Below are 26,255 nucleotides of genomic sequence, written 5' to 3'. Positions count from 1 at the left end.
CCTTTGTTGATACTAATTCGCGATACGCGCTGAAGCGGCCAATGCCATGATTAAACAACGCACCCTGAAAAATATTATCCGTGCCACAGGTATCGGCCTGCACTCGGGGGAGAAGGTTTACCTGACCCTCAAACCAGCACCTGTGAACGCTGGCATTGTGTTTTTCCGTACCGACCTTGAGCCGGTGGTCCAGATCAACGCTCACGCGTTGAATGTGGGTGACACCACGCTTTCCACGACGCTGTTCAATGGCGACGTGAAGGTCGATACGGTCGAGCACTTGCTGTCGGCCATGGCCGGTCTTGGCATCGATAACGCCTACGTTGAACTTTCTGCCTCCGAAGTTCCAATCATGGATGGCAGCGCAGGTCCCTTCGTATTCCTGATTCAATCGGCTGGCCTGGAAGAACAGGACGCACCGAAGAAATTCATCCGCATACTTAAAGAAGTGTGCGTAGAAGAAGACGGCAAGTCCGCCAAGTTCTTACCGTTTGAAGGGTTCAAGGTAGGGTTCGAGATCGATTTCGATCACCCTTATCTGAAGAACCGTACGCAAACGGCTTGTGTGGATTTTTCCAGCACTTCGTTCGTTAAAGAAGTGAGCCGTGCGCGGACATTCGGTTTCATGAAAGACATCGAGTATCTGCGTAAACATAACCTTGCTCTGGGCGGCAGCGTTGAAAACGCGATCGTCGTGGACAAGGACGGCGTGTTGAACGAGGACGGTCTTCGTTATGAAGACGAGTTCGTGAAGCACAAGATTCTGGATGCCATCGGTGACCTGTATCTGTTGGGCAACAGTCTGATCGGCGAGTATCAGGGCTTCAAGTCGGGACACGGTCTGAACAATCGTTTGCTTCGTGCGTTGATCGCTCAGGAAGACGCTTGGGAAGTTGTGACCTTCGAAGATGCCAGCACCGCACCGATCTCTTACATGCGCCCCGTTGCGGCGGTGTAAACAGTCTCTTCTTCCTAGTTTTGTTGTTTTCAGGCCACCTTCGGGTGGCCTTTTTTATGGGTGCTCGGTAACGCGCCCTATTCCAGGGGCCATGTGCCGCGCATGCGATCGCGGTTCTGCCTAACGGCAGACATTTCGCCTTCGGCGAGTTACTTGGAAAAGCACCCCAAGTAACCAAGGGTGCTTGCTCTCGGTTGGGCCCTTCCTTCGTCAGGGTTCCTTCACTCCGGTCTCGCTCCGTGGGCCCGCGCCGAACGGGCATCCATGCCCTGACGGCGCTCTCGCCGCATCCATGCGGCTCGGCCCACTGCGCGAGACCTGCGTTCAGCCTGCACCCAAGTCGCGTTTGGCGGTGTCTGGGCTTTATGCGTATGAAGATCAAAAGCGTTAAAGCAGATCAGAAGCTTCCCGGCTGAAGCCGGTCCTACAGGTGGAGTCGGCCCTACTGACCGCACGCGGTGTTCATGTAGGACCGGCTTTAGCCGGGAAGAGGCCAGTGCGAGCGCCGGCATTCTCCGAGTTTACGATTCCCCAGCCTCTTTCGGGGTCGCATGCGCTGCCAGCCGCTCCAGGGCAGCACGCAGTTTCGGGTCGGTGATGCCTTCGGCCGTTGCGGAGATGGTTTCGGCCGCTGCAATCGACAGATCGCGTGTATGCCCCATCTCGGTCCGGTGGGTTCTCGCGGGCTGTACCTTCAGTTGCAGCCGGGTGAGGTTGGCGAATTCCTTGAACGCTACCAGTTGCCGTTGCAAGCGCTTCTGTTGATAGCGCAGTCGGGTGGCCCAGTGGCCGTCGGTGACGATGAGTAGCAGGGTGCCTTCGCGCCATGACGCGACATGACAGTGCTCGCGGGCAGCGGGTTGTAGCTGGCTTTCCAGCAGCCGCTGCAAGTGCGCGAGGCGTTGGGCGTGGTTGAAGATGGCTTTGAGCGGCCGGGCTTCGCGCAGGAGAACAGCCGGTGCGCGCGCCGGTAGGGGACGAAATGCCATGGTGGGGTGCCTTGTGTTGCCAGGGCGTGATCTTAGCAGAATCGGTGGAAGCACCTTTAGGTCAGGCGTTCCGGGTGCAAATGCACGGCGCGATCATGAAAAAACATTAATAAAACTTCTCACCCGCATGGGTTGAAGTCACGGGAAATGACCCTATTGTACTTCTGCCCCGTAACATTGCTGTGCCAGCATCGTGGAATAACGCCACTTTCCTCACCACCATTTCCGGGTAGAATGCTCGTTCGCATGCGGCCATGAGGGCTGCTCGGGCGACTCACGGGGCCGCCCTCCATCCCTATGTGTGGAAGATCCTTTCGATATGTTTGCACCTTTGTTAAAAAAACTTTTCGGAAGCAAGAACGAGCGCGAAGTGAAGCGCATGCTCAAGACGGTCCAGGTCGTCAACAGCTTCGAAGAGCAAATGCTCGCCCTCTCGGACGAACAGCTGCGCGCCAAGACCGACGAGTTGAAGGCCCGCATAGCCAAAGGTGAGACCCTCGACCAGCTCTTGCCCGAAGCCTTCGCGGTCTGCCGCGAGGCGGGTAAACGCATCATGGGCATGCGTCACTTCGACGTACAGCTGATCGGCGGCATGACACTGCACGAAGGCATGATCGCCGAGATGCGTACCGGTGAGGGCAAGACCCTCGTCGCGACCCTCGCGGTCTACCTCAACGCACTGTCCGGCAAAGGCGTGCACGTGGTCACGGTGAACGACTACCTGGCCCGTCGTGACGCCAACTGGATGCGCCCACTGTATGAATTCCTCGGTCTGACCGTAGGCGTGGTAACACCTTTCCAGCCGCCGGAAGAGAAGCGCGCCGCCTACGCCTCCGACATCACCTACGGCACCAACAACGAATTCGGTTTCGATTACCTGCGCGACAACATGGCGTTCAGCCTGGAAGACAAATTCCAGCGTGAACTGAATTTCGCCGTGATCGACGAAGTCGACTCGATCCTTATCGATGAAGCCCGTACACCGCTGATCATCTCCGGTCAGGCCGAAGACAGCTCCAAGCTCTACACCGAAATCAACAAGCTGATCCCCAAGCTCGAGCAGCACATCGAGGAAGTGGAAGGCCAGGTCACCCAGCAGGGCCACTTCTCCATCGACGAGAAGTCCCGTCAGGTCGAGCTGAACGAGTCCGGTCACCAGTTCATCGAAGAGATGCTCACGGAAGTCGGCTTGCTGGCTGAAGGCGAGAGCCTCTATTCCGCGCACAACCTCGGTCTGCTGACCCACGTTTATGCCGGTCTGCGTGCCCACAAGCTGTTCCATCGCAACGTCGAGTACATCGTTCAGGACGGCCAGATTCTTCTGGTCGACGAACACACCGGCCGTACCATGCCGGGTCGTCGTCTGTCCGAAGGCCTGCACCAGGCCATCGAAGCGAAGGAAGGCCTGAATATCCAGGCCGAGAGCCAGACCCTGGCCTCGACCACCTTCCAGAACTACTTCCGTCTCTACAACAAGCTGTCCGGCATGACCGGTACCGCGGACACCGAAGCGTTCGAATTCCACCAGATCTACGCCCTGGCCGTGATGGTCATTCCGCCGAACAAGCCGTTGGCGCGTAAAGATTTCAACGACCTCGTGTACCTGACCGCCGAAGAGAAATACGCGGCGATCATCACCGACATCAAGGCCTGTCTGGCCGAGCAACGCCCGGTGCTGGTGGGTACGGCGACGATCGAAACCTCCGAGCACATGTCCCGCCTGCTGGTGCAGGAAGGCATCGAGCACAAGGTTCTGAACGCCAAGTTCCACGAAAAAGAAGCTGAAATCATTGCCCAGGCCGGTCGTCCGGGCGCGCTGACCATCGCCACCAACATGGCCGGTCGCGGTACCGACATTCTGCTGGGCGGTAACTGGGAAGTTGAAGTGGCCAGCCTGGAAGACCCGACCCCTGAGCAAATCGCGCAGATCAAGGCCGACTGGCAGAAGCGCCATCAGCAGGTGATTGAAGCGGGTGGTCTGCACGTGATCGCTTCGGAGCGTCACGAATCCCGTCGTATCGACAATCAGCTGCGTGGCCGTGCGGGTCGTCAGGGTGACACCGGTTCGAGCCGCTTCTACCTGTCGCTGGAAGACAGCCTGATGCGCATCTTCGCCTCTGACCGGGTGAAGAACTTCATGAAAGCGCTGGGCATGCAGTCCGGCGAAGCGATCGAGCACCGCATGGTGACCAACGCGATCGAGAAAGCGCAGCGCAAGGTCGAAGGCCGCAACTTCGACATCCGTAAGCAGTTGCTCGAGTTCGACGACGTCTCCAACGAACAGCGCAAAGTGATCTACCACATGCGTAACAGCCTGCTGGCTGCGACCAACATTGGTGACACCATTGCCGAGTTCCGTGAAGAAGTCCTCGACGCCACCATCACCGCGCACATCCCGCCGCAGTCGTTGCCCGAGCAGTGGAATGTCGCGGGTCTGGAAGCCGCGCTGAGCAGCGATTTCGGCGTGAAGCTGCCGGTTCAGCAGTGGCTCGACGAAGACGATCACCTCAACGAAGACACCCTGCGTCCGAAGTTGATGGAAGCCATTCTGGCCGCCTACAACGAGAAAGAAGACCAGGCCAGTGCCGAGGCGCTGCGCACGTTCGAGAAGCAGATTCTCCTGCGCGTGCTGGACGACCTGTGGAAAGACCACCTGTCGACCATGGATCACCTGCGTCACGGTATCCACCTGCGCGGTTACGCTCAGAAGAACCCGAAGCAGGAATACAAGCGCGAGTCGTTTGCCCTGTTCCAGGAGCTGCTCGATTCGATCAAGCGCGACGCCATTCGTGTGCTGTCCCACGTTCAGGTTCGCCGCGAAGATCCGGCCGAGGAAGAGGCGCGCCTGCGCCGCGAAGCCGAGGAGCTGGCCCAGCGCATGCAGTTCCAGCACGCCGAAGCACCGGGTCTGGATCAGCCGGACCTGCTCGCCGAAGAGGGTGAGGACGTCGCGGTAGCGGCTGCCGCTGCACTGTCACCGGTTCGCAACGACCAGAAGCTGGGTCGCAACGAATTGTGCTGGTGTGGTTCGGGCAAGAAATTCAAGCACTGCCACGGCCAGATCAGCTGATTCGCCCATCGCGACGAGCTGTAGCTGACCTGTAACATCACGCCGCGACCGGCTTAGCCGTCGCGGCGTTTTTCAATCAATCGAGCCGTGTCGGCGAGGCCGCATGGCGTGACTGTCTTTCAAGGAGCGCACTTCATGGCTGTTGGTCTTGGTCCTTTGCCGACGCTGCACCCGGTTCCCGGTTTTGAACTCGGCATCGCTTCCGCCGGCATCAAGCGCCCGGGGCGCAAAGATGTCGTCGTCATGCGCTGCGCCGAAGGCTCCAGCGTCGCAGGCGTGTTCACGCTGAACGCCTTTTGCGCGGCACCGGTGATCCTCGCCAGGCAGCGCGTGCAAGGCGCGGTGCGCTATTTGCTGACCAACACCGGCAACGCCAACGCCGGCACTGGCGAACCGGGCCTGGCCGCTGCCGAGCGCACCTGCGCGAAGCTGGCCGAGATCACCGGGGTCGATGCCAGCGCCGTGCTGCCGTTTTCCACTGGCGTTATCGGCGAGCCATTGCCCGTCGAGAAGATCGAAGGCGCGCTGCAGGCGGCGCTGGATGATTTGTCCGTCGACAACTGGGCTGCGGCGGCCACCGGCATCATGACCACCGACACGCTGCCGAAGGGTGCGAGCCGTCAGTTCGTGCTGGATGGCGTGACCGTCACTGTGACCGGCATCAGCAAAGGCGCGGGCATGATTCGTCCGAACATGGCGACCATGCTTGGTTATATCGCCACCGACGCCAATGTGGCGCCGGACGTGCTGCAGGACCTGATTCGCGACGGCGCCAACAAGTCGTTCAACCGCATCACCATCGATGGCGACACGTCGACCAACGACTGCTGCATGCTGATCGCCACCGGCCAGGCCGACCTGCCCGCGGTGACCGAGGCCAAGGGCCCACTGTTCGAAGCGCTGAAAAAAGCCGTCTTCGAGGTCTGCATGGATGTCGCCCAGGCCATCGTCCGTGACGGCGAGGGCGCGACGAAGTTCGTGACCGTCGAAGTCAACGGCGGCGGCAATCATCAGGAATGCCTGGACGTCGGTTACACCGTGGCCCACTCGCCATTGATCAAAACCGCGCTGTTCGCGTCGGACCCGAACTGGGGACGCATCCTGGCGGCCGTGGGTCGCGCAGGCGTGCCGAACCTCGACGTGAGCAAGATCGACGTGTTTCTGGGTGACGTCTGCATCGCCAGCAAGGGCGCCCGCGCCAGCACCTATACTGAAGAGCAAGGCTCGCTGGTGATGGCACAGGAAGAAATCACCATCCGCATCGAGCTGGGCCGTGGCGATTGCAGTGAGACCATCTGGACCACCGACCTGTCGCACGAATACGTGAAAATCAACGCGGAATACCGCACCTGAGTCACGAGCGAGTCCACCGGTTTCAATGGAGCCAAGACATGAGCCTGCATCTGATCATCGGCGACAAACGTTATTCCTCCTGGTCGTTGCGCCCCTGGCTGGCGCTTGCGCTGACCGGCGAGGCGTTCACCGATCAGGTGATTCGCCTGAATCAGGCCGACACCACGCGCCTGATTCTTGAGCACTCGCCGACCGGTAAAGTCCCTGCGCTGAAGTGCGAGCACGGCACCATCGTCGACTCATTGGCGATCTGTGAGTACCTGGCAGAGCGCTTCCCGAACGCAGGTTTGTGGCCGGCGGACGTCGCCGCCCGTGCTCAGGCCCGGTCGGCATGCGCGCAAATGCACAGCGGCTTTGTCGGACTGCGCTCGCGTTTGCCGATGGATTTGCGCCAGGACGAGGCGCTGGAAGTCATTTCGGTCGAAGCTCAGGCAGACATCGACCGCATGGTTGCGCTGTGGTGTGAATGCCGCGCGGTGTCGGGTGTGAGTGAAGGTTTCCTGTTCGGCACGCCGGGCATCGTCGATGCGTTCTTCGCACCGGTCGCCGTGCGCTTTCGTACCTATCACGTCGAGTTGCCCTCAGACGCGGCAGCCTACGTCGAAACGATTTATCAGTGGCCTGAGTTCAAGCGCTGGCAGCAGGCGGGTCTGGAGGAAGGTTGAACGTGAAACGCATCCATGTGGCCGCGGCGGTGATCCGTGGCACCGACGGCAAGATCCTCATCGCACGACGCGCCGACAAACAGCATCAAGGCGGCTTGTGGGAGTTTCCCGGCGGCAAGGTCGAACCTGATGAGTCGGTCGAAGCAGCGCTGTCCCGCGAGCTGCACGAAGAGCTGGGCATCGTCGTGACTGCAGCGCGTCCGCTGATCAAGATCAAGCACGACTACCCGGACAAGCAGGTGTTGCTGGATGTCTGGGAAGTCTCGTCGTTCACCGGCGAGCCCGACGGTGTTGAAGGGCAACCGCTGGCCTGGGTATCGCAGCGGGAGCTGGCCGAGTATGAATTCCCGGCAGCGAATCGGCCGATCGTGGCCGCTGCGCGTTTGCCGGGTGAGTACCTCATCACCCCGGACGATCTGGACACGCCGGAGCTGTTGCGCGGTATACGCACGGCAGTGGCCGGCGGCATCAAGCTGGTTCAGCTGCGTGCGCCGAACATGTACGACCCGAAATACCGTGACGTGGCGGTGGACGCGGTCGGGCTATGCGCGGGCAAGGCGCAGTTGATGCTCAAAGGACCGCGCGAATGGCTTGGTGACTTTCCGGCAGCGGGCTGGCACCTGACCAGCGAACAGCTGCGCAAATACGCCAGCAAGGGCCGTCCGTTTCCCGAAGACCGTTGGCTGGCGGCCTCGTGTCACGACGCCGAAGAGTTGAGTCTGGCCGAGCAGATGGGCGTGGATTTCGTCACGCTCTCGCCCGTGCTGCCGACCCAAAGCCATCCAGATGCCCAGCCGCTGGGATGGGAAAAGGCCCGCGAGTTGATCGAGGGCTTCAGCAAGCCGGTTTATCTGCTGGGCGGGGTAGGGCCGACGGACCGTCAGCACGCTTGGGAGAGTGGTGCGCAGGGTGTGGCCGGCATTCGCGCGTTCTGGCCGCAAAGCTGACAGCTGTCGAAGTCCGAGCCGCGAGATCTAAGGTTGCTACACCGCAGATTCAGCGGCGAATGGGATCATTGTGGGAGTGAGCTTGCTCGCGAAGAGGTTTGTAAATCCATTAGATCTCTAATGGTTGAAATGCAGTCTTCGCGAGCAAGCTCACTCCTACAGGATTTGCGCTTGCCAGCTGAGTTGCGGTGTATCAGGACAGCAGCACGTCAGGACAGTAGCCCCTCAGCACCGCAGCACTGTCTCCCAAATCACTGCGGTTTCTTCGCAGGCTCCCACAAAATCTCTGCCACGCCCTCACGTCGGGCAATGATCCGCGCCGCAACAAACAGCAGATCCGACAGCCGATTGATGTACGCCAGCCTGACGCCGGCCAGTGGCTCGACCGCGTTGAGGTGCTGACAACGCCGCTCCGCCGTGCGCGCCAGGCTCCGGCAAACGTGGGCCTGGGCGATCAGCGTAGAGCCCCCCGGCAGGATGAAATTCTCCAGCGGCCCCAGCTCTTCATTCCAGTGATCGATGGCCGTTTCCAGGCGCTCGATCTCCGCCGCATTCAGCGCCTTGTATTCCGGCATCGCCAGCTCGCCACCCAGGTCGAACAACCGATGCTGACAGGGCGCCAATACGTCGATGACCTCCTGCAGCGCCGGATGAGTCGCGACTGCTGCCGTAAGGCCGGCTAGCAATACGCTCACCTGACTGTTCAGTGAATCGACTTCCCCGATGGCCTCGACCCGCGGATGATCCTTCGGCACTCGGCGACCATCGCCCAGGCCCGTTTCGCCGGTGTCACCCGTGCGCGTGTAAATTTTCGACAAGCGAAATCCCATGGCTCTACTCCCGGTCGTTCTGACCAATGACCTGTGGTGCAGGCATATCTATCGAATTGTCCACCAGCGGCAGGCGCAAGGTGAAACAGGTGCCCTGGCCGAGGGTGGAATGCACTTCCATCTGGCCCTTGTGGTTGTTGGTGATGATGAAATACGACACCGACAGCCCGAGGCCCGTGCCCTGGCCGATTTCTTTGGTGGTGAAAAACGGCTCAAAGGTGCGCTTGCGCACGCTTTCCGGCATGCCGATGCCGTTGTCCTCGACCTGAATCTCCGCCCACGGCAGGTTCAGGCGCGTACGCAGGATGATGCGCCCCGGCTCGCTGGCGTTCTCGCGCTGGTGAATGGCCTGAGCGGCATTTTTCAACAGGTTGAGCAGCACTTGCTCCAGTTCGTTCGCCGTCGCAGGCACCGGGCCCAGAGCAGGGTCGAACTGGCGAATGATGTTCTGGCCCTTGAAGTCAAAACCGATGGTCAGGTCGAAGTCGTTGCTGGCGATCTCTACGGCCTGATCAATCAATGCCGGGAGATCACAAGGCGCCAACTGACGGTTGCTGCGTCGGCTGAAGCTGAGCATATGGCTGACGATCTTCGCCGCCCGCGCCCCGGCCGACTGAATGCCGTCGAGCAACTGCGGCACTTCGCGCGCGATCAGGTACTGGTTCACCGCAGCCAGCTGGATACCTTCCTGCTCGGCCTGCTCCAGGTTCTTCGGCAGATCGGGCGACAGCCGACGGCGGATGTTCTGCACGTTGTGCATGATCGCCCCGAGGGGGTTGTTGATCTCGTGGGCCATGCCAGCGGCCAGACCACCCACCGAAAGCATTTTCTCTGACTGCACCATCATTTCCTCCAGCGACAGGCGCTGGGTGATGTCATCGATGCGGATCACCGCGCCACGCCCGGCATCGCCGGTCAGGGGGTAGAAGGTGAGGGCGTAATGGCGGGACTCTTCGCCCTTGACCCAGGTGACGCGCTCGATCTTGGTGACGGTGTGTCGTTCGACGGTCTGTTTGATCTGCGGCAAAAACGCCCGCATTGGCGGGAAGGCCGAGTAAATCGGCTGGTTGAGCGCCTCATCCAGCGGCGTACCGGACAGGGCGCCGGCCTCCTGATTCCACTGGGTGACATACAGCTGCTCGTCCAGGGCGATCAGCGCCGACGGCATGGAGTCGATGATGCTGTTGAGGTAGTTCTGAAAGCCGGTGAGCTTCTTCTCGATCTTGCTGCGCACCTGAACTTCCAGCTCAAGCTTGCGGTTGGTGTGACGGGTTTCTTCCGCCAGCCCCTGCGCCTGATCGTAGGCGTCCTGGGATTCATCGCGGGCGCGTCTGAGCTGCTGCTCACGGGCTTCCATGCGCGAGAGCATGGTGTTGAATGCCTCGGCCAGCGAACCGATTTCGTCTTTGTTGCCGGGCGTCGCCCGCAGCGCGTAGTTCTCCTCGCGGGTGACCCGCCGCGACAGGTCTTCCAGCTGGTAGATCGGTTCGGTGATAAAGCGCCGAATCTGCCGGGCAACCCCGGCCCAGAGCAGGATGCTGAAGATCAGGATGCCGAGGCTGGCGGTCAGCGTGCCGGTGTAGAACGCCGTCGGCAATTCACTGCTGGCGACCAGCAACAGATGCCCCTGCGCTTGCCCCGCTTTGGGAATGGGGATGACCTGAGTGTTGCGAAACTCGGTGACGCGCCAGCTCTCCAGATCCCGGTAGTGGTCGGGCATGCGCAGCTTGTCGCCTTGCTGCATCTGCGCCAGACGCGTACCGCTGCCGTCGTACACCGCTGCCGCCCGTAATGGGCCGTAGTTTTTCAGTTCCTTGAGCAGCGCCTGGGCGTTAGAGGTCGAGGACAAGGCTTGCTCGGAAAGCCCGGGATTGCTGATCAGCCGACCGATTGTTTGCAAGGCCTGGGGCGCCATCGCTTCCTGGGAGATGTAATAGGCGGCGCTGATGAAGGTCAGGTTGGCGACCACCAGCACGGTGGTGAGCAAAACCAGCAAGGCGGCCAGAAGCTTTTGACCGACCGGCAGGTTTTCGAGGCGCTGGCGCAATGGCATGGGGCAGGTCACCGGAATGAGGAGCGGGCAGGTTAGCGCTGTTCCGCCCGTGAGCAAACCCGTCAGTCGCTGGGCAGGCCCCGGGCGTTGAGGTGTTCGATCAGACGCAGGCGTAACTGGTTCAGCATCGGCGCCGGGCAATCGAGGGCGTCCGCCGTCGCGCAGACATGCCCGAGCAGGTAGCGGATCTCGGTGCGACGGGCATTGGCGACATCCTGATACATCGAGGAATAATTCCCGGCGGTGGCGGCAATCACCTGTTGCACTTGCTCCAGCAAACCGTCAGCCGCGCCGGGCTGACCGCAGCGTTGCAGCACGCGGGCGAGCTCGGCACACAGCGCCGTCACTTCTTCTGCATGGGCCAGCAGCTCGCCGTTGCGGCATTGATGCAACACGGTGAGCGGGTTGATCGCGCAATTGAGCGCGAGCTTGCGCCAGAGGCGTTCGGCAATGTCAGCGGTCCATTGATGGGGGATGCCTGCCTGCTTGAGGTCTTCCAGCCAGGCCGGCGCCGCGCCGTGCGGTGTGTCGCCCAGCCAGTTGGAGCCCTGTCCGGCAAATACCACGCTCCAGTCTTCATCACGGTAGGCGCCTTCGGTGCTGGAGACAAAAATGCAGCGTGCCTCAGGAATCATGGCGGCCACGGTGTCCTGGCTGCCGAGACCGTTTTGCAGGAGCAAGACATCAGCCGCACCGGTCAGGCGATGGGCGACGGCTGCAACGGCGCGTTCAGCGTCGTAGGCCTTGCACGCCACCAACAGACGCCGGATCGGTTCATCCGCGCTGACCGTCTGCGCCGCAATGGCAAACGTCTGACGCTGGCCATTCTCGTCAAGCGCCAGACCGGCGTGCGCGTCGTAGGCCGCCAGTCGGGCCTCGTCGCGCAAGATTAACCGCACCGGCAGACCCGCCCGGGCCAGTCGCGTGGCCCAGAGACTCCCCAGACTGCCCGCGCCCAGAACGTGCCAGCACACGGAATTCAAAAGAAATGACCCCCGACGACGAAGATCTCGGTGCGCGGCGAAAACGAAATCAACATCGCAGGCTCACATGAACGTGGGAAAAGTCTCGTTATAATGACCGGGCTTTCATACCGTCAAGTCAGGCGTGCTCCATCCACATGTTGAGCCGCGCCGTATCAATTGGAGAATCTACATGCCCTCGTTCGACGTAGTGTCCGAACTGGATAAACACGAAGTCACGAATGCCGTCGACAACGCTATCAAGGAGCTGGACCGCCGCTACGACCTCAAAGGCAAGGGCAGCTTCGAGTTCACGGAAAAAGACCTGCTGATCAAGATGACGGCCGAAGAAGGTTTTCAGCTTGAAGCCATGATCGAGATCCTCAAGCTGGCCCTGGTCAAGCGCAAGATCGATGTGCAATGCCTGGAACTGAAAGATCCCTTCGCGTCCGGCAAGGTCATGAAGCAGGAAGCCACGCTCAAGGAAGGCATCGACAAGGAGCTGGCGAAGAAGATCGTCGCTCACATCAAGGAGGCCAAGCTCAAGGTTCAGGCCGCGATTCAGGGCGAGCAAGTGCGCGTCACCGGCAAGAAGCGTGATGACCTGCAAGAGGCGATCGCTGCGCTGCGTGGCCACGAGTTCGGCATGCCGCTGCAATTCAACAACTTCCGCGACTGATTACCCCGCGATTTGCCCTGCGATTTCATGTTGACTCAGGAACCCGAGGGGTTCCTGTGCGTCCGAATGCAGGTCTCGCTGAAACAATGGGCCCACTCGGCGCCGTTGCTTCAGCCTTCCATGCGCGACTCAGAGGAGAAATAGATGGACTTGGATTTAAACGGCCAGGTAGACCATCTGGTGAAAGCGTCTCAGGCCTGGATCCCGATGGTCATGCAATACGGCAGCAAGGTGCTGCTGGCAGTGGTCGTCCTGCTGGTCGGCTGGTGGCTGATCAATAGACTGACTTCCCGGGTGGGTGCACTGTTGGCGCTGCGCCACGTCGATCTGGCGTTGCAGGGTTTCATCAGCAGCATCACCAACATCATTCTGAAGATCCTGCTGATCGTCAGCGTGGCTTCGATGATCGGGGTTGAAACCACCTCATTCGTCGCCGCGATCGGTGCGGCCGGTCTGGCCATCGGCCTGGCGTTGCAGGGCAGCCTGGCAAACTTTGCCGGCGGCGTGTTGATTCTGCTGTTCCGTCCGTTCCGCATTGGCGACTGGATCGAAGCGCAGGGTGTATCCGGCACCGTGGACGGGATTCAGATCTTCCACACTGTGCTGCGTACCGGCGACAACAAGACGGTGATCCTGCCCAACGGCAATCTGTCCAACGGCATCATCACCAACACCAACCGTCAGCCGACGCGCAAGATCACCTTCGATGTGGGCATCGACTACGACGCCGACCTCAAGCAGGCGCTGCAAGTGTTGATGGACATGGCGGATGACCCGCGCATCCTGCAGGACCCGGCGCCACAGGCGGTGGTCGCGGCACTGGGCGACAGCTCGATTACCGTATCCCTGCGTGTGTGGACCAAGACCGGTGACTTCGGTGACGTGTCGAACCGCTTCAACGCTGAAATCCGCGACCGCCTGCGCGCGGCCAACATCGACATCCCGTTCCCGCAGCGGGTGATTCGTGTGGTGCAGGACGAGCAGCCTACGAAGGCCTAACGCTCGATCGCAAAAACCAAAAAGCCCCGACTCGTGAGAGTGCGGGGCTTTTTGTTGAGTGGGCCACGGGAGCGTGCACGTCAAACATGGCGACACTGCGGATCGTGAACGCGGACGACAACTTGTGGGAGCGAGCTTGCTCGCGAAGGGGCCGGAGCATCCGAAGCATCTTTAGCGGTCGGGCTAGAGTCTTCGTGAGCAAGCTCACTCCCACATTTACGGAGTATCCTGCGCGATCGCACATGGTCCGGACGATAAGCGCTGCCTAGAGCACCGAGTCCACAGGCTTGGCCGGCTCTTCGGCTTCTTCCCGCGCTTCCCGGCGTGCTTCCTGCGCCCAGTGCAGGGCGATCATGAACAGCGTCGGCACGCCCATCAGCGCGGTCGCCAGGAAGAAGTTGTGATACCCCAGCTTCTCCACCATGACCCCGGAATAGCCGCCGATCAGACGCGGCAACAGCAGCATGATCGAGCTGAGCAGCGCGTACTGAGTGGCCGAAAACTTGAGGTTGGTCAGGCTCGACAGATAGGCCACGAACGCTGATGTCGCGAGGCCCGAGCTGAAGTTATCCAGCGAGATCGTGACGATCAGCATCTTCAGGTTCGGGCCCATGTCGGCCAGCATCAGGAACAGCAGGTTGGTCGCTGCCGAGGTCACGCCGCCGATGAAGAGGATCGGCAGAATGCCGAAACGCACGATCGCCAGGCCGCCAAATGCCGCACCGGCCAGGGTCATCACCAGCCCGAAAATCTTGCTGACGCTGGCAATCTGATCCTTGGTGAAGCCCTGGTCGATGTAGAACACGTTCGCCATCACGCCCATGACCGTGTCGGACATGCGATACGTGGCGATCAGCCCCAGCAGCAGAAACGCCTGCCAGCGATAACGCAGGATGAAGTCGTTGATCGGCGTCAGCACCGGCGCCAGGCCGCGTCGGCCCATGGACGACAGGCAGGCCACGGTCAGCAGCGTGTAGAGAATCGCGCGCAGAAAGGCGCGGTCTTCCATCAGCAGGTCTTTCCAGGTGGTGCCCTGGAACAGCACGCTGGCGAAATCGGTGTTGTACAGCTGGGTGAACATCGCCGGCACCGAAACCAGCAGAATGATCAGCACGAACACCGAGGCCAGTTGATGAGCAAAGCCGTAACGCACCGCCGACAGCTGGGTGCGGATCGGCACCGATGGCTCACGCATGATCAGGCTGGTGATCAGTGCCGGCACCATGAGCAGGCCGAACAGTACGTAGGTGCCGGCCCAGGCCGAGTGTTTGTAGGCGAAGCCGGTCGAACCGAAGCCTTCGGCGAAGTACAGCGCGCCGGCGGTGGCGAGGAGGGCGGCGACGCGGTAGCCGGCCATGTAGCTGGCGGCAAGAGTCGCTTGCTGGCTGTCGCTGGCGATTTCGAGGCGGTAGGCGTCGATGGCGATGTCTTGGGTCGCGGAAGAAAACGCGACCAGCACCGCAATCGCGATCAGCCACGAGAGGTGCTGCTGCGGATCACAGAACCCCATCCCGATCAGGCCCAGGGTGACCAGCGACTGCGAAAGCACCAGCCACGAACGACGTCGGCCGAGCCGGCCCAACAAAGGCAGGCTCCATTGATCGAGCAACGGCGACCAGACCCACTTAAAGGCATAGGCCAGGCCGATCAGGCTGGCATAGCCAATGGTTTCACGCGCGACGCCGGCTTCACGGAGCCAGACCGACAGCGTCGAGAACACCAACATGTAGGGCATGCCCGCGGCAAAGCCGAGCAACAGGAGCACAAACGTAGAGGGGCTGGCATATGCGGCGAGCGCGGCGCGCCAGGTTTTGCGGGGCATGGGCTGGAATCTGCCTCAGGTTGCGTAAACAAAGCGCGCACTCTAACCGTTGTGCTCTGTCGGGCGCCAGCCATGACGCTGCATATCCACACGATTGTTACGGATGGTCACGCCTTCGGCCCGCAGCCGTGCGCGTTGCTCCTCTCCCGACACCGTTCCGGGCGCCAGGCTGATGCGCCCGCCGGCGGCGATCACGCGGTGCCAGGGCAGGCTGCTGCCGTCCGGCAACTGACTCAACGCCCTGCCGACGAAGCGTGCCGCTCGTCCCAAACCGGCCAGCTCCGCCAACTGACCGTAACTGACCACTTTGCCTTCCGGCACTTGATGCAACGTGAGGTAGAGCGCCGTGCGCCGTGCCTCTGCAGGCGAGAGACCGGTAGGGTCGTCGTGCGCCGGTGTTTGTTCGATCACGCATTCGTTCCTGTGAAAGGGATGAACGGGAATTTTCGACAAGGAACTATAGAAGCCTTCGACGGTCAGTCATACCTGTGTCGGCGGTCCGCCGATTGCCAAGACGTTGTCCATTCGGATAATGCCCGATTTTCCGCGAACCAGAGCCTTGTCGTTGCTTATGTTGTCCAGAACCCTGTTGTGCGTTGCTGTTGCCACTGCTTCTACCCCATTGCTCGCTGACACCGTCTGGTTGAAAAACGGCGACAAAATGACCGGGACCATCAAGTTCTTCGACGGCGGCAAGCTGCTGATCAATACCAAATACGCAGGCGACGTCCCGCTGGACTGGAAGGAAATCAAGACGCTGGAAAGTGACCAGCACCTTCTGGTGAAGCAGGACGGCACCATCGGCGACGTTTCCAAGTCTTTGCAACCGGCTGACGATGGCAAGGTCACGCTGGCCAATGGCGATGCACCGAAGACAGTTGAGCTGGCGAGCATTCAGCAGATCATCAAACCCAAGCCGGTGGTCACTGATCTGGTGTGGAAGGGCAATGTCGACGCTGCGCTCGACTTCCAGCGCGCCGAGAACGACACCGACGATTACAACATCGCCTTCAAGACCTCAGCGACCCACGGCCAATGGCGCCACAACGCCAAGGGCGAGTACAACCGCGAGTCCCAGGACAGCCTGACCACCACCAATAACTGGGACGCCGAGTACTCGGTGGACCGGTTCTTCACGGACAAGTGGTTCTGGGACGGCCGCATCACCTACAAGCGTGACACCATTGAAGACCTGGCCCGTCAGCGCACCGTCGGTACCGGTCCGGGTTACCAGTTCTGGGACGACGAGCTGGGCGCATTCAAAATCGGCGCGCTGCTTAACCGCACCGATTTCGAATATTCCAACGGTGAGAAGGACAACTTCTATTCCGTGTCCGGCACCTGGGACTACAACCGTTACCTGATCGGCAAGAAGGTCGAATTCTTCACCAACGGTGAAGTCGGCAAGCCCATCAGCGGCGTAGCTGACTACAGCCTCGAGACGGAAGTGGGCCTGCGTTACAAAGTCACCGAATGGGCCTCGCTCAACCTCAAGGCTGAGAAGGACATCATCAGCGGCTCCGACAACGGCGACCTGGACAAGACCCGCTACACCGCCGGTTTCGGTGTTTCCTGGTAATAGCAGCGCTATCAATGCCTGAGCGTGCGCAGGTCAACTTCTGATCTGCGCGCGCCGGCGGGCTTGAGTTTTCCCCGCGTTTTCTTTACGCGAACCTTCCGCCAAATCGTCACTCCCTCCCAATCTGGCACCTTCCCACGATTACGATTATCGTGTGGCATGCGTCGCCGTCTCCCGCTTCGCATCCCCGATGCCTTCGTTTTACTGTCCAGGAGCCCCACATGAGCGCCAGCGCCAACCGGCAAGCACGAGCCTTGCTGCTCAAGGAATACCGTGGCGTGTTGTCGACCCATTCCAAGTCGATGCCCGGTTACCCGTTTGGCTCGGTGGTGCCTTATTGCCTGGATGACCAAGGCCGTCCGCTGATCCTCATCAGCCGCATCGCGCAACACACCCACAACCTGCAGCTCGACGCCAAGTGCTCTTTACTGGTGGGCGAACGGGGCGCCGAAGATGTGCAAGCGGTGGGGCGCGTCACGCTGATGGCCGAGGCCGAGAAGATCAGCGACCAGGCACAGACGGAAGCGGCCGCTCAGCGCTACTACCGCTATTTTCCGGAATCCCAGAGTTACCACAGCGCCCACGATTTCGATTTCTGGGTGCTGAAGCCGGTGCGTTATCGCTTTATCGGCGGCTTTGGCGCGATTCACTGGCTGGACGACGCAGCGCTGGCCAATCCATTTGCCGGGGCTGCGGAGGTGAGCATGGTCGAGCACATGAACGCCGACCACGCCAAGGCCATCGCACACTACGTCGAACTGGCCGGTTTGCCCAAGACCGAGCCCGCCATGCTGGTCGGCATCGACAGCGAGGGCATGCATTTGCGCGTGGGACAAAGTCTGCACTGGCTGGCCTTCGCTGAACCCTGTAATACGCCGACACACGTCCGCCAGGCCTTGATTCAACTGGCTCACGCTGAAAAATGGCCCACACTTGAACAGGCCGAGGCTTGAATTAACGACTTTGCGACTTCACGTAAGGTCTACTGGAAGCCTTCTTCCGTTTAGGAACTCACTTTGATGCGCGTTTTTCTTCTGCTTTTATTGCTTTTTCCGGTGCTCGAGCTGTTCGTGCTGGTGAAAGTCGGGATGTCGATCGGCTTCCTGCCGACCTTCCTGCTGATCGTTGCCGGGTCAATGCTCGGTGTGTTCGTGGTGCGGATCGCCGGTGTGGCCACCGCGCTGAGTGCCCGCCAGAGTCTCGCCCGTGGCGAACTGCCCGCCCAGCAGATGCTCGACGGTTTGATGATGACCATCGGCGGTGGTTTGCTCGTGCTGCCTGGCTTCATCAGTGACGTGCTGGGCCTGCTGTTTCTGATGCCGTTTACCCGTCGCCTGATCGTCGGCAAGGTGCGCAACCGCGCCGAGGCCCAGGCCGCGCGCCAGCGTGCGTTTGCCGAGAACATGCATGCGGCGAATTCGGCGGGTCCCATGCACCCCGGCGCTGCCCGTCCTGAAGCACGCCGCCCTGAGGTCATTGAGGGCGAAGTGATCGAAGGCGAATTCGAGCCATTGGACAAAAAGTGATTCACGTCCACCACGACACGGCACCTGCGGGTGCCGTGCTCGTTTTTGCGACCACACTTCCTTCAAAAAAATTCTGGGGTCAGCCTTGAATTCGGCTTGCTCGCCCTTATGTATGGGTCACCGCAAGGTTTCTGGCGCGTTTCGTCAGACCGTATTCTGCGGTTCGCTCGCGAACCGTAACCGGCAAGCCCGGATGTTTTAACCCGCCGGTGTTCGCACCGGGCGTTTAAAAACCATAATTAGGAGATCGACAATGAAGCTTCGTCCTCTGCATGACCGCGTCGTAATCCGTCGCAGCGAAGAAGAAACAAAAACTGCTGGCGGTATCGTGCTGCCTGGTTCGGCTGCTGAAAAACCTAACCGTGGCGAGATCATCGCCGTCGGCAACGGTCGCATCCTGGACAACGGTGAAGTACGCGCGCTGGCCGTGAAAGTGGGTGACAAAGTGGTGTTCGGCCCTTACTCCGGCAGCAACACTGTGAAAGTAGACGGCGAAGACCTGCTGGTGATGAGCGAGAACGAAATTCTCGCGGTCGTCGAAGGCTGAGTTGATACCCCATTTCCCGTTACTACAAAGTATTTAAGGAATAACGATCATGGCTGCTAAAGAAGTTAAATTCGGCGATGCTGGCCGTAAAAAAATGCTGGCTGGTGTCAACGTCCTGGCCGACGCAGTAAAAGCAACTCTGGGCCCTAAAGGCCGTAACGTCATCATCGAAAAAAGCTTCGGCGCTCCGCTGATCACCAAAGACGGTGTGTCCGTAGCCAAAGAAATCGAGCTGAAAGACCGTTTCGAAAACATGGGCGCGCAGCTGGTCAAAGACGTTGCTTCCCGTGCGAACGATGACGCTGGCGACGGCACCACCACCGCCACTGTTCTGGCTCAAGCCATCGTTAACGAAGGCCTGAAAGCCGTCGCTGCCGGCATGAACCCGATGGACCTGAAGCGCGGCATCGACAAGGCGACCATCGCCATTGTTGCCGAGCTGAAGAAGCTGTCCAAGCCTTGCACCGACACCAAGGCAATTGCCCAGGTCGGCACCATCTCGGCCAACTCGGACAATTCCATCGGCGACATCATTGCCGAAGCCATGGAAAAAGTGACCAAAGACGGCGTTATCACCGTTGAAGAAGGTTCGGGTCTGGAAAACGAGCTGTCTGTCGTTGAAGGCATGCAGTTTGACCGCGGCTACCTGTCCCCGTACTTCATCAACAAGCCGGACACCATGGTTGCCGAGCTGGAAAGCCCGCTGCTGCTGCTGGTTGACAAGAAGATCTCCAACATCCGCGAAATGCTGCCAGTTTTGGAAGCCGTTGCGAAAGCTGGCCGTCCTCTGCTGATCGTGGCTGAAGACGTTGAGGGCGAAGCGCTGGCGACTCTGGTCGTGAACAACATGCGCGGCATCGTGAAGGTTGCAGCGGTCAAGGCCCCTGGCTTCGGCGACCGTCGCAAGGCCATGCTGCAGGACATCGCTGTTCTGACTGGCGGTACCGTTATCTCGGAAGAGATCGGCCTGAGCCTGGAAACCGCTACCCTGGAACACCTGGGTAATGCCAAGCGCGTTATCTTGAACAAAGAAAACACCACGATCATCGACGGTGCTGGCGTTCGTGCCGACATCGACGGTCGTATCGCGCAGATCCGTCAGCAGATCGGCGACACGTCGTCGGACTACGACAAAGAGAAGCTGCAAGAGCGTCTGGCCAAGCTGTCGGGCGGCGTTGCAGTGATCAAGGTCGGTGCGGGTTCCGAAGTTGAAATGAAAGAGAAGAAAGCCCGCGTTGAAGACGCCCTGCACGCAACCCGTGCGGCCGTTGAAGAAGGCGTGGTGCCTGGCGGTGGTGTTGCGTTGGTTCGTTCGCTGCAGGCGATTTCCGAACTGCGTGGCGACAACGCTGATCAGAACGTGGGTATCGCTCTGTTGCGTCGTGCGGTTGAAGCGCCTCTGCGTCAGATCGTGGCGAACTCGGGCGACGAGCCTAGCGTTGTGGTCGACAAGGTCAAGCAGGGTACGGGTAACTACGGTTACAACGCTGCGAGCGGCGAGTACGGCGACATGATCGAGATGGGTATTCTCGATCCGGCCAAGGTGACGCGTTCTGCTCTGCAGGCTGCTTCGTCGATCGCCAGTCTGATGATCACTACTGAGGCGATGATTGCTGATGTGGCTGATGAGAAGGCAGCCGGTGGCGGTATGCCTGATATGGGCGGCATGGGTGGTATGGGCGGCATGATGTAAGCCAGCCGTACCCCGATGTAGAAAAAACCCCGCTTAGGCGGGGTTTTTTTATGGGCGGCGCTAAATGACTCCCTCCGCGAGTGACCTTCGAAAAGCCTCAGGATCAAGAGCGTCTGCCTAGGGGCAGACATTTCGCCTCCGGCGAGTTACTTGGAAAAGCACCCCAAGTAACCAAGGGTGCTTGCTCCTGGTTGGGCGCGACTTCGTCGGGTTCCTTCACTCCGGTCTCGCTCCGTGGGCCCGCGCCGAACGGGCATCCATGCCCTGACGGCGCTCTCGCCGCATCCATGCGGCTCGGCCCACTGCGCGAGATCTGCGTTCAGCCTGCACCCAAGTCGCGATTGGCGGTGACTGGATTTTTTGTGTACGAAGATCAAAAGCGGATCAAGAGCAGATGCACATCAAGGGCTTCCCGGCTAAAGCCGGTCCTACACAGGCTGTGTGAAAACCCCCGGGCCTGAATGCACTGCTCAAAAAACGTACTGAAAAATGCGTTCCTACGCGAAATCTGGGTCTGCATACCACGCGAACATTTGCAAAATTCGCGTGAGAGCGCGCAGTTCATTTTTGGCGGAGGGTTTTCACACAGCCTGTACAGGGAGAGCCAATCCCACGGGATGCACGCGGTCTCCTAGTAGGACCGGCGTTAGCCGGGAAGAGGCCCGTTTGGGCACCCTCAATTTTGGGTCTAACGCTTGATCATGCCCACGCTCTGCGTGGGCATGCATACCGGTTGTAGGGGACTGATTTATTTACCGGGTTGAAGGGGACTGATTTATTTACAGCGCTTCACCGTAAATTAATCTGTCCCCGTCTAGTCATCATCCCGAAACTGCTTCTCCACCCACCACTACATCCTTTTTCGCCGGTCGGTACAGCACGACGTAATACGCCCCCAAACAAAGCAGCCAGCAGAACACCGCCGTCCATATGTTGTGGGAGAAGAAGTGCGCGCCTTGTAGCATTCGGCCGATGGAGAAGACGGTGCCCAGTCCCGCCGCGAAGATCAGGCCGGCTTTGGCCAGGCGGGGTTTGCGGTCGCGGAAGACGAAGAACAGGGCGAATAAGGTGAAGCCAGTGGCTGCGTGACCGCCGGGCCAGCAGCGGCCGGGTTTGTCGGTTTGGGGGCGGGGGCTGAGGAGTTCGCTGTAGGTTTCCTGGCCGCCGAATTCTTTCAGGCTCCACGGGCACTGCACCGATGTCACGACTTTCACCGGCGTGACGAAGCTGGTGGATAACGCCATCGACAAGACCATGCAGCCCAGTTCACGTTTCCAGGGCTTCAGCACGTTGACGAAGAACGAGGCAATGAAGCTCACGAAGGACAACACGCCGATGGCGATGACGGCCTGTTTGGCGCGGTCATGCAGGACGTCTTCGAGAAAGAAGCTGTGCCGACCGATGAACTCGCCCGCCACCGGGTCATAGGCCAGTTTGGCGATGTCCATGTCCAGCGAGGTCAATTCCAGCAAGATCAGAACGATGGCGGTCACGGCCGGTATGCCCAGATAAACCCAGCCGTTGATCGGGCGTGAGGCGGGCCGTTCGAGTGCGTGTGACATGGCAAATCCCGTGTGGTGGGCGAGGGGAGAGCGGGGGTGTATGGAGCCCGAGCGGTGCGAAGTCTGAGCAGAACGCTGTCGCGGCGCCGTGAACCGCGGGTGAAAAAAACGTTATGCACCGCAGTGCTGGCCCTTGAGCGCGCATCGCCGTAAGCTGCCGCCAACTCTGACCTTGTTGAGCGGCATCTCGAGCCGTGTCCCGGGTCTCGCCACACCGCATAGGGAGACACGCGCCATGAGAATTCTGCTGGTTGAAGACAACCGGGACATTCTGGCAAACCTCGCCGATTACCTCGGATTGAAGGGCTATACCGTCGATTGCGCGCAAGACGGTCTGTCTGGTCTGCACCTGGCAGCGACCGAGCACTATGACCTGATCGTGCTCGACATCATGCTGCCCGGCATCGACGGTTACACCCTGTGCAAGCGCCTGCGTGAAGACGCGCGCCGCGACACCCCGGTGATCATGCTCACCGCCCGCGACCAGCTCGACGACAGGCTGCAGGGGTTCCGCTCCGGCGCCGACGACTACCTGCTCAAGCCGTTCGCGCTGTCGGAACTGGCGGCGCGCATCGAGGCCGTGCTACGGCGTGCCCAGGGCGGCGGTCGGCGTACCCTGCAGGTCGCCGATCTGATCTACGACCTCGACACCCTTGAAGTGACCCGTGAAGGGCGTCTGCTTAAACTCAACCCGGTTGGCCTGAAGTTGCTCGCGGTGTTGATGCAGAAGAGCCCTCACGTGCTGCGCCGTGAAGTCTTGGAAGAAGCCTTGTGGGGCGACGATTGCCCGGACAGCGATAGCCTGCGCAGCCATGTTCACCAATTGCGTCAGGTCATCGACAAGCCGTTCGCCAAGCCGCTGTTGCAGACCGTCCACGGTGTCGGATACCGCCTCGCCGAGGGGCGTGATGGAGTTTAAGCAGAGCCTCGCCCAGCGGATCATCATCGCCTTCGCCTTGATGAGTGCGTTGGTTGCCGGTTGCTTCGCGATGGGCATTGTCGCGACGGTGCACCTGGTCGAAGAAAAGCTGATTTCGGCGGGACTGGGCGGCGACCTGACGCGGCTGTTGCTGATGGACAGCGTCAATGACTGGAACCATCGCCCCGAGCCGGATCAGCTGTTTTACTTCAGCGGCGGTCCGGGGGATTTCGAGCTGCCGAAGGATCTTCGTCATTTGGAGTCGGGCTTTCACGAAGTCTTTCGCGGGCCGTTGTCCTACCACGCGATGGTCGAGATCGTCGACGGTCGCCACTACGTGCTGCTCCAGGATCAAAGCGATTTCGAAGAACGTGAGCGCGTGCTGTTCGCCGTGGTGCTGGTGGGCTTTGTGCTGGCGTTGGCGCTGGCGATTTTCCTCGGCTGGATACTGGCGCGGCGGGTGATGGCGCCGGTGGTGCGGCTGGCCCGGCAGGTGCGCCATCGCGATCAGTTGCTCGGCCTCGCGCCGCCCCTGGCCCCTGATTACGCCGCTGACGAAGTGGGCGAGTTGGCGGTCGCCTTCGACGCCACACTGGGCCGCCTGCGTGATGCCTTGACCCGCGAGCGGATGTTCACCAGCGACGTCAGCCATGAACTGCGCACGCCGTTGATGGTGCTGGCCAGTTCCTGTGAGCTGTTGCTGGAAAACCCGGCGCTGGACCAGCGCGCGCGGGCCCAGGTCGAACGCGTGGCGCGGGCGTGCGAGGAAATGCGCGATCTGGTGCAGACCTTCCTGATGCTGGCACGCACCCAGCGCGACGACCTCGCCCTGAATCCGCAACTGACCCTGCAAGGCGCCGCCCAGCAGTTGATCAGCCTGTGGCGCGAGCCGATCGAGCGCAAAGGGCTGACCTTGGAATACCTGCCTGGCCAACCTTCCGAAGCCGCCTACAACGCCACCTTTCTGTATGCCGTGATGGGCAACTTGCTGCGCAATGCGTTGCACTACACCGAAACCGGCTTTATCCGCCTGACGCTGCGTGAAGGCGGCTTCATGGTGGAGGATTCCGGTGTAGGCATCCCCGAGGAAAAACGTGAGGCAATGTTTCAGCCATTCGTGCGCGGCACCGAGCAAAGGGGCGAAGGTCTGGGCCTGGGACTGTCGTTGGTGCAGCGTATCTGCGAAAACCAGGGGTGGTCGGTGAGCCTGGACACCATGGAGCCCAACGGCTGTCGATTCAGCGTGGACATGGGTTCGCGCCCTGCCAAAGACCCCGTTCGGTTGCCGTCGACAAATGTACAGCCTGTGTAAAGGTGCTAAAACTCCGCGGAATATGGCCGTATGCTGGCCCTAAGTCCTTGAATAATCTCGTAACATATCTTCACTTTTTCAGACGTTTTTTTCACATTCATGTGACCTGAACATAACGCCCCGCTGCTTAGTTTGGCCCTCTCATTCAAAGGAGAAGCGGCCATGAGCAAGCGGATCGAGCTTGATTTTTCGCGCAAGTACGACGACGAACACGCGAAAAAGTATTTACGTAAACACAACGATGGACTGGCGAGACGCTTGTCGGACCGACGTGACAAACAGCTCGCCCGCCGCGCATTGGCGCTGGCAGGCGAGCCGGGTCTGGTGCTGGACCTGCCCTGTGGCGCCGGTCGTTTCTGGCCAGTGCTGGCAGAGAAGCCCAACCGGGTGATCATCGGTGCGGACAACTCGGCGGCGATGGTCAAGATCGCCTGCGAGTCGCAACCCGCGGAGGTCGTCAAGCGCGTGCAACCGCTGCAGACCTCGGCCTTTGCTATCGAGATGCCCGACAACGCCGTCGACAGCATCTTCTGCATGCGCCTGATGCATCACATCGGCAAGGCCGAAGACCGCGCCGTGCTGTTGAAGGAGTTTCACCGGGTGACCCGCGACAGCGTGATTGTGTCGTTGTGGGTGGATGGCAATTTCAAGGCCTGGAAGCGACGACGCGCCGAAGCGTCGCGACCGCAACATGATTATCAGAATCGCTTCGTGCTGCCGGTGGCCACCGTAGAGGCCGAATTTGAACAGGCAGGGTTTCGGATTCAGGAGCGCCTGGATTTCCTGCCGATGTACGCCATGTGGCGTGTGTATCTATTACGTAAGAGGTAACAACAGGATGGCCGTGGATTTCGCAACAGAGTTAGCCGTTCCTGCCAAGGACCGCTTCGCCTATTTCTGGAACACGCGGGGCGAGTGGGTCGAAGAACCCAATGTGCGCCGTGGCGGTGAAAGTGGCGTGCAGCGCGTCGTCTCGGAAAACGGTCGGCTGCTGTATGTGAAGCGCCAGACAGGCCATATCTACCGCAGTTGGTTGCACCCTTTTGGCCGTCCGACGGTGTTGCGCGAACGCGATGCCCTCGAGGGCCTTCGTCAGCTCGACGTCAACGTGCCGCGCATGGTGTTCTGCGGCGCAGAGCGCGATGAGAACAACGAGTGGCGCGCGCTGCTCGTCACCGCCTCGCTGGACGGTTTTGACGAATTCGAAAACTGGCTGCGCGCCGGCGGTCGTGAGCAGTATGGCGAAGCCGTCTACGAACAGATGCTCCAGGAAATCGCCAGCAACCTGGCCCGTATGCACAAGGGGCGCTGGCAGCACAGCTGCATTTACATCAAGCACGTTTTCGTTCGTGTCGTGGGCGAGGGCGCCAATGCCAGGGCTGAAGTGGCGTTGCTCGATCTGGAGAAATGCCGCCAGCGCCTGACGTCCTACGCTGCCGCACAGCACGACATGAAACAACTGCGCCGCCATTCGTCGTTTCAGGCGGCGGACTGGACAAAGCTGGTCTACTTTTACGAGACCGCGTTTGGCAGGCCCATCAAAGGTTTACAGCGATGAAGTTAGAAATGGCGCGAGGTTTGTTTTTGGTCGGGGCGTTGGGGGTGACTTCCATCGCGCTGGCTGCCTGGGATCAGCCCGGGCCGAAGATTCTGAGTGCAGTGCATGGCGAAGGCCATTGCCCGCTGCCTCGGGTGGCCAAGGTGTCTGACACGGCCCGGCCTGATCACGATCTGCTGCTGTTGATGTTCGGCCTGGCCCAAGGGAGCGGACCGCAAGGCTGATTCCTTTC

At 60.4% G+C, this 26,255-nt stretch carries 24 protein-coding genes; 17 read left to right on the top strand and 7 right to left on the bottom strand.

Annotated elements, in window-relative coordinates; genetic code table 11:
- Positions 1-46: 46 nt before the first annotated feature.
- The gene (lpxC, locus tag QWI18_RS06480; protein ID WP_065992158.1) at positions 47-958 is read left to right on the top strand and encodes a UDP-3-O-acyl-N-acetylglucosamine deacetylase; all 912 of its coding nucleotides are present in this window, start codon (positions 47-49) and stop codon (positions 956-958) included.
- A 521-nt stretch (positions 959-1,479) separates the two neighbouring features.
- Here the strand turns inward: lpxC and QWI18_RS06475 are convergent.
- Positions 1,480-1,947, bottom strand: a complete 468-nt coding sequence (locus tag QWI18_RS06475; protein WP_192132758.1) for a DUF721 domain-containing protein — start codon at positions 1,945-1,947, stop codon at positions 1,480-1,482.
- A gap of 319 nt (positions 1,948-2,266) precedes the next feature.
- Between QWI18_RS06475 and secA the strand changes: the two genes are divergently transcribed.
- From secA to QWI18_RS06455, 4 genes are all read left to right on the top strand, one after another.
- Positions 2,267-5,017 carry a preprotein translocase subunit SecA gene (gene secA, locus QWI18_RS06470; RefSeq protein ID WP_192132759.1) on the top strand — a complete coding sequence of 917 codons (2,751 nt, stop codon included), beginning with the start codon at positions 2,267-2,269 and terminating at the stop codon, positions 5,015-5,017.
- Positions 5,018-5,152: 135 nt separating this feature from the next.
- Positions 5,153-6,370: a bifunctional glutamate N-acetyltransferase/amino-acid acetyltransferase ArgJ gene (argJ, locus tag QWI18_RS06465; protein ID WP_369318464.1), complete on the top strand. Its 1,218-nt coding sequence runs from the start codon at positions 5,153-5,155 to the stop codon at positions 6,368-6,370.
- Between the two features lie 38 nt (positions 6,371-6,408).
- Entirely contained in the window at positions 6,409-7,035 is a 627-nt protein-coding gene (locus QWI18_RS06460) for a glutathione S-transferase family protein (protein WP_369318463.1), read from the top strand.
- A 2-nt stretch (positions 7,036-7,037) separates the two neighbouring features.
- The gene (locus tag QWI18_RS06455) at positions 7,038-7,982 is read left to right on the top strand and encodes a Nudix family hydrolase (RefSeq protein WP_369318462.1); all 945 of its coding nucleotides are present in this window, start codon (positions 7,038-7,040) and stop codon (positions 7,980-7,982) included.
- A 251-nt stretch (positions 7,983-8,233) separates the two neighbouring features.
- On the opposite strand, the gene QWI18_RS06450 is transcribed toward QWI18_RS06455, so the two are convergent.
- The 3 genes from QWI18_RS06450 to QWI18_RS06440 all read right to left on the bottom strand — a co-directional run bounded on the left by QWI18_RS06450 (position 8,234) and on the right by QWI18_RS06440 (position 11,839).
- Positions 8,234-8,812: a cob(I)yrinic acid a,c-diamide adenosyltransferase gene (locus QWI18_RS06450; protein ID WP_369318461.1), complete on the bottom strand. Its 579-nt coding sequence runs from the start codon at positions 8,810-8,812 to the stop codon at positions 8,234-8,236.
- Positions 8,813-8,816: 4 nt separating this feature from the next.
- Positions 8,817-10,865 carry an ATP-binding protein gene (locus QWI18_RS06445; protein ID WP_369318460.1) on the bottom strand — a complete coding sequence of 683 codons (2,049 nt, stop codon included), beginning with the start codon at positions 10,863-10,865 and terminating at the stop codon, positions 8,817-8,819.
- 62 nt (positions 10,866-10,927) lie between these two features.
- On the bottom strand, positions 10,928-11,839 hold the full coding sequence (locus QWI18_RS06440) for a putative 2-dehydropantoate 2-reductase (RefSeq protein ID WP_192132848.1): 912 nt from the start codon (positions 11,837-11,839) through the stop codon (positions 10,928-10,930).
- Positions 11,840-12,020: 181 nt separating this feature from the next.
- Here QWI18_RS06440 and QWI18_RS06435 point away from each other — a divergent pair, with 181 nt between their 5' ends.
- Both QWI18_RS06435 and QWI18_RS06430 read left to right on the top strand, forming a co-directional pair.
- The gene (locus QWI18_RS06435; protein ID WP_065992166.1) at positions 12,021-12,506 is read left to right on the top strand and encodes a YajQ family cyclic di-GMP-binding protein; all 486 of its coding nucleotides are present in this window, start codon (positions 12,021-12,023) and stop codon (positions 12,504-12,506) included.
- 150 nt (positions 12,507-12,656) lie between these two features.
- Complete coding sequence (locus QWI18_RS06430; protein ID WP_065993168.1) at positions 12,657-13,505, top strand: mechanosensitive ion channel family protein; 849 nt, start codon at positions 12,657-12,659, stop codon at positions 13,503-13,505.
- 265 nt (positions 13,506-13,770) lie between these two features.
- Here QWI18_RS06430 and QWI18_RS06425 read toward each other — a convergent pair whose 3' ends face one another.
- Entirely contained in the window at positions 13,771-15,327 is a 1,557-nt protein-coding gene (locus tag QWI18_RS06425) for an AmpG family muropeptide MFS transporter (RefSeq protein WP_065992167.1), read from the bottom strand.
- Positions 15,328-15,369: 42 nt separating this feature from the next.
- The gene (locus tag QWI18_RS06420) at positions 15,370-15,738 is read right to left on the bottom strand and encodes an MGMT family protein (protein ID WP_083233242.1); all 369 of its coding nucleotides are present in this window, start codon (positions 15,736-15,738) and stop codon (positions 15,370-15,372) included.
- A gap of 160 nt (positions 15,739-15,898) precedes the next feature.
- On the opposite strand from QWI18_RS06420, the gene QWI18_RS06415 reads away from it, so the two are divergent.
- From QWI18_RS06415 to groL, 5 genes are all read left to right on the top strand, one after another.
- The gene (locus QWI18_RS06415; RefSeq protein ID WP_369318459.1) at positions 15,899-16,906 is read left to right on the top strand and encodes a DUF481 domain-containing protein; all 1,008 of its coding nucleotides are present in this window, start codon (positions 15,899-15,901) and stop codon (positions 16,904-16,906) included.
- A 221-nt stretch (positions 16,907-17,127) separates the two neighbouring features.
- Entirely contained in the window at positions 17,128-17,859 is a 732-nt protein-coding gene (locus tag QWI18_RS06410; protein ID WP_296308532.1) for a HugZ family protein, read from the top strand.
- A 66-nt stretch (positions 17,860-17,925) separates the two neighbouring features.
- Complete coding sequence (locus QWI18_RS06405) at positions 17,926-18,432, top strand: FxsA family protein (RefSeq protein ID WP_369318458.1); 507 nt, start codon at positions 17,926-17,928, stop codon at positions 18,430-18,432.
- 253 nt (positions 18,433-18,685) lie between these two features.
- Entirely contained in the window at positions 18,686-18,979 is a 294-nt protein-coding gene (locus tag QWI18_RS06400) for a co-chaperone GroES (RefSeq protein ID WP_065992178.1), read from the top strand.
- A gap of 49 nt (positions 18,980-19,028) precedes the next feature.
- A complete protein-coding gene (groL, locus tag QWI18_RS06395; protein ID WP_065992179.1) occupies positions 19,029-20,672 on the top strand; it encodes a chaperonin GroEL in 1,644 nt (547 codons plus the stop codon).
- 821 nt (positions 20,673-21,493) lie between these two features.
- On the opposite strand, the gene QWI18_RS06390 is transcribed toward groL, so the two are convergent.
- Positions 21,494-22,234, bottom strand: a complete 741-nt coding sequence (locus QWI18_RS06390) for a phosphatase PAP2 family protein (protein WP_369318457.1) — start codon at positions 22,232-22,234, stop codon at positions 21,494-21,496.
- 235 nt (positions 22,235-22,469) lie between these two features.
- On the opposite strand from QWI18_RS06390, the gene colR reads away from it, so the two are divergent.
- From colR to QWI18_RS06365, 5 genes are all read left to right on the top strand, one after another.
- Positions 22,470-23,153 carry a two-component system response regulator ColR gene (colR, locus tag QWI18_RS06385; protein WP_037014624.1) on the top strand — a complete coding sequence of 228 codons (684 nt, stop codon included), beginning with the start codon at positions 22,470-22,472 and terminating at the stop codon, positions 23,151-23,153.
- Positions 23,143-24,465 (top strand): HAMP domain-containing sensor histidine kinase, encoded by a 1,323-nt coding sequence (locus tag QWI18_RS06380; protein ID WP_065992181.1) that lies wholly within the window; start codon positions 23,143-23,145, stop codon positions 24,463-24,465. Before colR ends, QWI18_RS06380 begins: the two co-directional genes overlap by 11 nt.
- Before the next feature lie 162 nt (positions 24,466-24,627).
- A complete protein-coding gene (locus QWI18_RS06375) occupies positions 24,628-25,296 on the top strand; it encodes a class I SAM-dependent methyltransferase (protein ID WP_192132767.1) in 669 nt (222 codons plus the stop codon).
- Positions 25,297-25,303: 7 nt separating this feature from the next.
- Entirely contained in the window at positions 25,304-26,023 is a 720-nt protein-coding gene (locus QWI18_RS06370; protein WP_065992185.1) for a lipopolysaccharide kinase InaA family protein, read from the top strand.
- Positions 26,020-26,247, top strand: a complete 228-nt coding sequence (locus QWI18_RS06365) for a hypothetical protein (protein WP_065992187.1) — start codon at positions 26,020-26,022, stop codon at positions 26,245-26,247. The genes QWI18_RS06370 and QWI18_RS06365 overlap by 4 nt, the downstream gene beginning before the upstream one ends.
- Positions 26,248-26,255 lie beyond the last annotated feature (8 nt).

The sequence above is a fragment of the Pseudomonas sp. W2Oct36 genome (assembly GCF_041060465.1).
Lineage (GTDB): Bacteria > Pseudomonadota > Gammaproteobacteria > Pseudomonadales > Pseudomonadaceae > Aquipseudomonas > Aquipseudomonas graminis_B.
The sequence above is the reverse complement of the archived record's forward strand: the minus strand, read 5'-3'. Positions and strand labels throughout refer to the sequence as shown.